The sequence below is a fragment of the Arthrobacter sp. HMWF013 genome (assembly GCF_003061105.1).
Taxonomy (GTDB): Bacteria; Actinomycetota; Actinomycetes; order Actinomycetales; family Micrococcaceae; genus Arthrobacter.
The window spans coordinates 1-8819 of sequence record NZ_QAIQ01000292.1 but is presented as its reverse complement, the minus strand read 5'-3'; the positions used below and the strand labels follow the sequence as shown (position 1 = coordinate 8819).

The following is an 8819-nucleotide window of genomic DNA, read 5'->3' as shown; positions in this document are numbered from 1 at the left end:
CTCCCCGATCACGGGGAACCTTGAGTACCCGGTGCGCCGGGCGGCGTCCAGGATTTCGGAGACGGGCTGGTCGGCGTCGATGGTTTCGACCCGGATCCGGGGCGTCATGACGTCGGCGGCCGTTCGTGCCGAGAAGTTCAGCGTCCGCGCCACGAAGTTGGCGGTGCCGGCGTCGAGCGTTCCCATGGCGGCGGAACGCCGCACCAAAGAGGCAAGTTCGGCGGGCGTCCGGGCACCGGAAATTTCTTCCTTGGCCTCAAGGCCAAAGACATTGAGCACCTTGTTGGAGAACCCGTTGAGCACCACAATGGCGGGCTTGAAGATCGCCGTAAAGACCAGCTGCGGCCGTGCGAGCGCCTTGCCTACCTGGAATGAGAGGGCGATGGCCATGTTTTTCGGCACCAGTTCGCCGAGGAGCATGGACAGCAGCGTCGCCAGCGCCATGGCAATGACGAGGGAGACAGATGCCGCGGCTACTTCCGGAATCCCGACGGCGGCCAGCGGGCCTTCCAGGAGCCGCCCCACGGACGGTTCCATCACGTAACCGGTCAGCAACGTGGTGAGGGTGATGCCGAGCTGGCAGCTGGAAAGCTGGGTTGAGAGGGACTTCAGGCACTTAAGGAGCGGTACAGCGCCGGTGTCACCGTTGTCGATGGCGCGCTGCACGGTGGCCTGGTCAAGGGCAATGAGGGAAAATTCGACGGCCACAAAAAATCCCGTGCCGGCGATCAGCAGGAGGCCTGCCGCGAGGAGTATCCACTCCATTCAGCATCCCGCCCAAATGGACGGAGTCCGGGGAATGCGGGCAGGCGGAGGATGGTCTGCCGGGGCTTTCTCCATAGAGGCTCCGCCGGGGTGAACCAAGGGAGAGTGATGGGCGCGTGTTCGGGGTTTGCCGGCTCTGCGGGTGGACTGGGCGGCGCTGTTGTTCTTGCTCCGCTGACAGCCCCCAGGCCGGCACCTAGATTTACTGTCCATAAGAATCCCAGTCTACAGGAGCAGATTGGCCCGTCGGCGCCTGTGAAAACGCCTCCGCGGCACGGCCCGGACTCACTGGTTGACTGCCATAAATGGGCATCTTCGCGTCATTCCATGATTTGGGTCACCCTTATTGGCAGTTAACACATGATGCTCATTAGACTGGCAAAGGTCTGGGTTCAGAGGACGCAGAGACTGGTTCGAATGTTGTGCTGAGGCACCTTGTTGACCAGAGAGAAATCAAACTCATGGAAGAGGCGTATTTCAAGTGCCAGAGCAGCCTAGCCACCGTCTACCCGAGGAATTTGGCGGAAACGAGTGGCTCGTCGATGAACTGTACGAGCAGTATCAAAAGGACAAGAACACCGTGGATGCCAAGTGGTGGCCCCTGTTCGAATCCTTCGACTCAGGCAGCGGATCTTCTACCAACGGAAGCACGGCTGCTGCCGTAGCCAACCCCGCTACCCGTGAGATGCCGGCGGTGCCGCCGGCTCCTGCAGCCCCTCCCGCTGCTGCATCCGCACCGCCGCAGGCCGCCCCGGCACCTGCCGCGGCGCCGTTGAAGAAGGCTCCCGCTACGGTCGCCCGCGATGGCGCGAAGAAGACCGAGCCGGGCGCCGGAACCCCGCCGATCCCGGCGCAGCTTCCCAAGAACGTCAAGGCACCCACGGCTCCGGAAGAGGACGTCGTTTCCATCCTCCGCGGCCCCGCCAAGGCCATCGCCACCAACATGGTCACCAGCCTTGAGGTTCCTACCGCCACCAGCGTCCGGGCGATTCCGGCCAAGCTTCTGATCGACAACCGCGTTGTCATCAACTCCAACCTGGCCCGCGCACGCGGCGGCAAGGTTTCCTTCACGCACCTGATCGGTTACGCCGTCATCCGGGCACTGTCGCAGTTCCCGTCGATGAACGTCTACTACGACGAAGTGGATGGCAAGCCCGTAGCCGTCCAGCCCGCGCATGTGAACTTCGGCATTGCCATCGACATGCCCAAGCCTGACGGAACCCGACTGCTGATGGTTCCGAACATCAAGAAGGCGGAGACCCTCAACTTCTCCGAATTCTGGCACACCTACGAAGACCTCATTAAGCGTGCCCGCGCCGGCAAGCTGACCGCGGACGACCACCAGGGCACCACCGTGTCCCTGACCAACCCCGGCGGTATCGGCACGGTCCACTCGGTACCCCGCCTGTCCAAAGGCCAGGCCGCCATTATCGGCGTCGGCGCACTGGACTACCCTGCAGAGTTCCAGGGCGCCAGCGAGAAAATCATCGCGCACAACGCCATCAGCAAGGTCCTCACGCTGACCTCCACCTATGACCACCGCGTCATCCAGGGTGCAGGCAGTGGCGAATTCCTGAAGCTGGTCCACCAGCTGCTGCTGGGCGCGCAGAACTTCTATGACGAAATCTTCGAGTCGCTGCGCATTCCGTACGAGCCGGTGCGCTGGAGCCCGGACCTGCAGGTCGATCCCGCTGACCAGATCAACAAGGTCGCCCGGATCCAGCAGCTCATCCACTCCTACCGCGTGCGCGGCCACCTGATGGCGGACACCGATCCCCTGGAGTACGTCCAGCGCAAGCACCCTGACCTGGACGTCCTCACCTACGGCCTGACGCTGTGGGACCTGGACCGCGAGTGGCCCACCGGCGGTTTCGGCGGCGCACCCATGCTCAAGTTCCGCGACATCCTGGGCGTACTCCGTGACGCCTACTGCCGCACCACCGGCATCGAGTACATGCACATCCAGGAGCCCGAGGAACGCAAGTGGTTCCAGGACCAGCTGGAGCACGCGTACTCCAAGCCCAGCCGTGAAGAGCAGCTGCGCATCGTCTCCAGGCTCAACGCGGCCGAAGCGTTCGAAACGTTCCTGCAGACCAAATTCGTCGGCCAGAAGCGCTTCTCGCTGGAGGGCGGCGAGTCGCTGATTCCGCTGCTGGACGCCATCATTTCCGACGCCGCTGACGATGGCCTGGACGAGGTCGCGATCGGCATGGCACACCGCGGCCGCCTGAACGTCCTCACCAACATCGCCGGCAAGACCTACGCCCAGGTGTTCCGCGAATTCGAAGGCACCCAGGATCCCCGCTCCGTGCAGGGGTCCGGCGACGTCAAGTACCACCTCGGCACCGAAGGCACGTTCACCTCGGAGAACGGCAACGAGACCAAGGTTTACCTGGCCGCCAACCCGTCCCACCTCGAGGCTGTGGACTCGGTACTCGAGGGCATCGTCCGCGCCAAGCAGGACCGCCTGGACCAGGGTGAGGCCTTCCCGGTCCTGCCCATCATGGTCCACGGTGACGCCGCCTTCGCGGGCCAGGGTGTGGTTGCCGAGACGCTGAACCTGTCCCAGCTCCGCGGATACCGGACCGGCGGCACCATCCACGTGGTGGTCAACAACCAGGTTGGCTTCACCACCGCCCCGTCGTCGTCACGCTCGTCCACGTACTCCACTGACGTCGCCAAGATGATCCAGGCACCGGTGTTCCACGTGAACGGTGACGATCCCGAGGCAGTGGTGCGCATCGGCCAGCTCGCCTACGAGTTCCGTCAGCGCTTCCACAAGGACGTTGTGATCGACATGGTGTGCTACCGCCGCCGTGGCCACAACGAGGGCGACGACCCCTCGATGACGCAGCCCATGATGTACAACCTGATCGAAGCCAAGCGCTCCGTCCGTAAGCTGTACACCGAGGCACTCATCGGCCGTGGCGATATCACAGAAGACGAAGCTGAGCAGCTGCTCCGCGACTACCAGGAACGCCTGGAGCGGGTGTTCGCCGAGACGCACGCAGCGCAGACCTCGCCGATCCCGATCATCACGGCCGATTCCGCCGCAGTCTCCGACCTCGAGCGTCCTATCGCCCAGCAGTCCGATTCCGGCACCAATGCCCCGGCGTCGACAGCTATTTCGGTGGAGACCCTGGCCCGCATCGGCCAGGCACACGTCGAGATCCCCGAGGGCTTCACCGTCCACGGCAAGCTCAAGCAGCTTCTTGAGAAGCGCGACCAGATGTCACGCGAAGGCGGCATCGACTGGGGCTTCGGCGAGATCGCAGCCTTCGGCTCGCTGATCATGGAAGGCGTCCCCGTCCGGCTCGCCGGCCAGGATTCGCGCCGCGGCACCTTCGTGCAGCGGCACGCAGTGTTCCACGACCGCGCCAACGGCAACGAATGGCTGCCACTGGGCCACCTCTCGGACAACCAGGCCAAGCTGTGGATCTATGACTCCCTGCTGTCCGAATACGCGGCCATGGGCTTCGAATACGGCTACTCCGTGGAGCGGCCGGACGCCCTGGTGCTCTGGGAAGCGCAGTTCGGTGACTTCGTCAACGGCGCGCAGACCATCATCGATGAGTTCATCTCCTCGGCCGAACAGAAGTGGGGCCAGCGCTCCTCCCTGGTCCTGATGCTGCCGCACGGCTACGAAGGCCAGGGTCCGGACCATTCTTCCGCCAGGATCGAACGCTTCCTGCAGATGTGTGCCGAAGAGAACATGATCGTGGCCAACCCCACGACGGCGGCATCGCACTTCCACCTGCTGCGCCGCCAGGCGTACAGCCGGCCGCGCAAGCCGCTGATCGTTTTCACGCCGAAGCAGCTGCTGCGCCTCAAGGCTGCCGCATCGTCCGTGGAGGACTTCACCACCGGTGCCTTCCGTCCCGTCATCGGCGACCACGAGCAGTTGGCCGCCAACGCCGTCGAACGAGTACTGCTGGTCTCGGGCCGTCTGTACTACGACCTCCTGTCCACGCGGCAGAAGACCGATGACAAGACCACAGCGATTGTCCGCGTGGAGCAGCTGTACCCGCTGCCGCAGGCGGAGATCGAGGCGGAACTGGCCAAGTACCCGAACGCCGAGGTTGTCTGGGCACAGGACGAGCCGGCGAACCAGGGTCCGTGGCCGTTTATGGGCCTCAACCTCCCGGCCGCCCTGGACCGGCACGTCCGTCTGGTGTCGCGTCCCGCTTCGGCCTCCACCGCTGCCGGCTCCATGAAGCGGCACGCAGCCGAGCAGGATTCGCTCCTGAAGCAGGCATTTGCGAGGAAGTAGTAATAGTGGCTGCCCGGCCGGACGTCGAAATACCAGACTCCGGCCGGGCAGTTCTGTTTAATGGGATAAACCATAGCCACGCCGGGTGGACTTCGGACTGACCCGGCACGGACGTAAAGAGGAACTTGTGGAAGACAGGAAGCTGCGGCTCGCAGCTGTAGGAGATGAATTGCTGGCCGGGCTGGGCGACCCCAGGGCGCTCGGCTGGCTGGGCCGTGTACTGGCCCGCACTCCGCAGGACGGCATGGCGCTGGAAAGCTACGCCCTCCCCTGTCCCCAGGAGGGAACGGAAGGCCTGGCTGCACGATGGCTGGAGGAAGCCGGGCGGCGGTTCGGCAACGAACACGAGAACCGCCTGGTGATCGGCCTCTCCGGACGCGACATCGAGTACGGCCTGTCCACTGCCCGGAGCCGACTGAACCTGGCCAACATCCTCGACACCGCCTCGCAGAACCGGATCGAGGTGTTTGTCGTGGGACCGCCACCCACCCTCGACCCGGAGCAGAACCGCCGCCTCGCCGAACTGAACACTGCCTTCGCGGACGTCACCACCCGGCGCAAGCACCTTTACGTCGACACGTTCTCCCCGCTCCTGAACCACGAACAGTGGCGCCAGGATCTGGCCGCGAACGCCGGCTCTCCCGGGCAGGCCGGCTACGGCCTGATGGCTTGGCTGGTCCTCCACCGGGGCTGGTTCCAGTGGCTGGGACTGGCCACCCCCGAGTAGCCGGCCCTCTGGCACTCCCCGCAGGTCACCCACCGACCCTCTGGCACGCCCCGCAGGTCATCCACCGACCCTCTGGCACCCACCGCAGGTCTCCCACCGACCCTCTGGCAGTCCCTGATAGAGCGTTGCCTTAAAACGTGCATCAAGTGAAAGAGCGTCCCGGTCGGCTCGCGATATATCTTGACCCGCTCCGCGCTGCGTTGTATCTTGAGTTATCAGTCACGATATATCGCGGGCTTGGAGGATTCATGCCGGAGAGTAACTGGACCGTCACAGGTCCACAGACCATCGATGTCGACGCCGTCAAGTCGCTGAAGCTTGGCATGGTCCGCGGAAGGTTCGACGTCGTCACCCACTCCGACGACTTTGTCCGGGTGGAGATCACTGACGTCCAGGGCGACCCCGTAGCAGTATCGCTCACGGACGGCCGGCTGGAGGTCCGCCACCAGCTGCACGGCCCGCAGGGCTGGTTCAAGAACCTGATGGGAACCGTCAACCACAACAGCAACAACTCTGCGGTCATCAGCATTGCCCTGCCGGCCGGAGTGGACGTGGAAGCCGGCACGGTCAGCGGGGACGGGCTGGTTTCCGGCATCGGCGGCCACACCAGACTTAATACCGTCTCGGGCTCGGTCATGGCAGACGGCACCTCCGGGGATCTGCATGTCAACACGGTCAGCGGCGAAGTCATTGTCCGGAACCACGAGGGCGTCCTCACCGCCAAAAGCGTTTCAGGTGAGGTTACTGCGTCGGGCCGGTTCAGCAACATCCGGGCCAACACGGTCAGCGGTGACATGAGTTTCGATCTGCTCAGCTTCACCAACGACTTCGGGGCCAACTCCGTGTCAGGAGACCTCACCATCCGGCTTCCCCACGATGTCGGGGTGGACATCGTGGCGAAATCAGCAGGCGGCGGCGTAGTGGTAATTGACGACCAGAAGTACACCCAGCCCGGCGGCAAGCTGGAAACGATCGCCGGACCGGACGGCAAGCTGATGCTGGTCCGGACCAACTCCGTGTCCGGCAAGACGTCCATTTTCCACGGCCAGCCGGCGCGGAACGGGGAAACCGGAGAACCGGAAGCAGATTACTGATGCCTCCGGTCTTCGCGCATGGTGCGTTGCGGCTCTACCTGCTGGCCCTGCTGGAGTCCGGGCCCAAGCACGGCTATGACCTGATCAAAGCATTAAGCGAACGGTTCGGCGGCACTTACTCCCCCAGCGCTGGAACCATCTATCCCAGGTTGGGCAAACTGGAAGAGGAGGGCCTGGTGGTCACGGAGACAGCCGGCCGCCGCACCAACTACCGCATCACTGAGGCCGGGCTCGCCGAACTGAACAAGCGCCGGGACGAACTCGCCGGCGTCGAAAATGACATTTCCGCCTCAGTCCGCCGATTGGCCGATAATCTTCGTGCAGACATCCGGGCGAACATGAGGGGGCTGCGGGCGGACCTCGCAGCCACAGCCGAAGCGGCCCGTTCCACGGCCCGGGCCGCGGACTTCCGGAACGTGGGCCGGCAGTCAACGGAGGGAATCCGGGAGCTGAAAGAGGCCGAGATGCTGCTCCAGGCCTTCCGGGACGATCTTCGGGTCGAGCTGCGCCTGCACGCCAGCCGGCAGCCGCTGAGCCCCGTCACCCTGGAGACTGTGAAAACGGTGCTTGACCAGGCACGCATCTCCATCCGTAATTCACTCCAGGACTGAACCGCCGCATAACCGTCAACGGGCGCGTCCGGTTTCACGGCCTGTCCCATGGTGTGGGAGACTTGAGGGCAGCTCTTTTGAGTACCAACATTTAAGGAGGCCAGCTATGAGCAAACGTGCACGTAAACGTCGTGACCGTAAGCGTGGCGGCGCGAACCACGGCAAGCGCCCCAACGCCTAAGCAAAAGCTTGGAATATTGGTTTAAGCGAAGGACCCCGGAAGCCACACGGCCTCCGGGGTCCTTCGTCTTTGGTTCTACGCTGCTGTGTCGGGCCACTCAGGCGTCCACCGGCCGGATGGCGTGGATCCGGTCCAGGATGGCGTTTTTCAGGTTCTCCGGCGCAGCCTCCGTACATGAGCGCTTGACCACCTTGCGGATGACGCACTCGAGGTCGTACTGCTCCGTGCAGTCAGGACACTCATCAAGGTGGTGCTTGATCTCCGTGATGTCCTCGCGGGTCAGCGCCCCGTCGAGGTACTCGTAGATGCGTTGCATCCGCGTATCATCGCAGTCGCCCAATCCTTGGCAGTCGCTCATTTCCTGTTCTCCTGTTTTGTACTTGCGGCCGTGTCCTGTGATTCGACGGCACCTTTGAATCCTCGTTCGGCGGCATATTCCGCCAGCATGTCCCGCAACATTTTCCGGCCGCGGTGGAGCCGGGACATCACGGTGCCGATCGGCGTATTCATGATGTCCGAGATTTCCTTGTAGGCGAAGCCCTCGACATCAGCGAAGTACACCGCCAGCCGGAACTCCTCCGGGATGGCCTGCAACGCGCGCTTGACGTCAGTGTCCGGCAGGTGGTCCAGCGCTTCCGCCTCAGCTGACCGGAGCCCACGCGAAGTATGGGACTCGGCCCGGGCGAGCTGCCAGTCCTCAATGGTGTCCGTGTTTGACTGCAGCGGCTCGCGCTGCCGCTTGCGGTAAAGATTGATGTACGTGTTGGTCAGGATCCGGTAGAGCCAGGCCTTGAGGTTGGTCCCGGGCTTGTACTGGTGGAAAGCGGAAAAAGCTTTGGTGTAGGCCTCCTGGACCAGGTCCTCCGCGTCTGCGGGGTTCCGGGCCATCCGCATGGCTGCCGAGTAGAGCTGGTCCACGTACTGCATGGCATCGCGCTCAAAACGGATCCGGCGTTCCTCGGTTGATTCGGTGGCGACGTCAACCGCCTGCTCCGCCGAAGCGGACCCGTCCGCTTCGGACTCTCCCGAACCGGGCTCTTCAGTTTCCGGCTCCGCAGTTTCGGGCTTTACAGGCTTCGACGCTGCAGCGCCAGGCTCAGTCCCGACCGGCCCAGCCGGTTCGGGCTGTGCGTTGTTGCTCGCTTTGGCTTCGCGTCCGGAGGCCTCATAC

The 8819-nt window shown here is 63.8% G+C and carries 8 protein-coding genes; 5 read left to right on the top strand and 3 right to left on the bottom strand.

The features are described from left to right. Positions 1-765, bottom strand: a 765-nt coding sequence (locus DBR22_RS11325; protein ID WP_146187478.1) for a CNNM domain-containing protein, incomplete at its 3' end; no start/stop codon positions are given. Positions 766-1246: 481 nt separating this feature from the next. Here DBR22_RS11325 and DBR22_RS11320 point away from each other — a divergent pair. The 5 genes from DBR22_RS11320 to DBR22_RS25225 all read left to right on the top strand — a co-directional run bounded on the left by DBR22_RS11320 (position 1247) and on the right by DBR22_RS25225 (position 7648). Next, positions 1247-5035 carry a multifunctional oxoglutarate decarboxylase/oxoglutarate dehydrogenase thiamine pyrophosphate-binding subunit/dihydrolipoyllysine-residue succinyltransferase subunit gene (locus DBR22_RS11320; protein ID WP_108599098.1) on the top strand — a complete coding sequence of 1263 codons (3789 nt, stop codon included), beginning with the start codon at positions 1247-1249 and terminating at the stop codon, positions 5033-5035. Between the two features lie 127 nt (positions 5036-5162). Next, positions 5163-5762, top strand: a complete 600-nt coding sequence (locus DBR22_RS11315) for a GDSL-type esterase/lipase family protein (protein ID WP_108599099.1) — start codon at positions 5163-5165, stop codon at positions 5760-5762. 248 nt (positions 5763-6010) lie between these two features. Beyond that, the gene (locus DBR22_RS11310; protein WP_108599097.1) at positions 6011-6856 is read left to right on the top strand and encodes a DUF4097 family beta strand repeat-containing protein; all 846 of its coding nucleotides are present in this window, start codon (positions 6011-6013) and stop codon (positions 6854-6856) included. Continuing rightward, entirely contained in the window at positions 6856-7467 is a 612-nt protein-coding gene (locus tag DBR22_RS11305; RefSeq protein ID WP_108599096.1) for a PadR family transcriptional regulator, read from the top strand. The genes DBR22_RS11310 and DBR22_RS11305 overlap by 1 nt, the downstream gene beginning before the upstream one ends. Before the next feature lie 106 nt (positions 7468-7573). Next, positions 7574-7648, top strand: a complete 75-nt coding sequence (locus tag DBR22_RS25225; RefSeq protein WP_104061284.1) for a 50S ribosomal protein bL37 — start codon at positions 7574-7576, stop codon at positions 7646-7648. Positions 7649-7745: 97 nt separating this feature from the next. Here DBR22_RS25225 and rsrA read toward each other — a convergent pair whose 3' ends face one another. Both rsrA and DBR22_RS11290 read right to left on the bottom strand, forming a co-directional pair. Then, complete coding sequence (gene rsrA, locus DBR22_RS11295) at positions 7746-8006, bottom strand: mycothiol system anti-sigma-R factor (protein ID WP_108599095.1); 261 nt, start codon at positions 8004-8006, stop codon at positions 7746-7748. Beyond that, on the bottom strand, positions 8003-8819 hold an 817-nt coding region (locus DBR22_RS11290), incomplete at its 5' end, for a sigma-70 family RNA polymerase sigma factor (protein WP_258229153.1). The genes rsrA and DBR22_RS11290, both read right to left, overlap by 4 nt.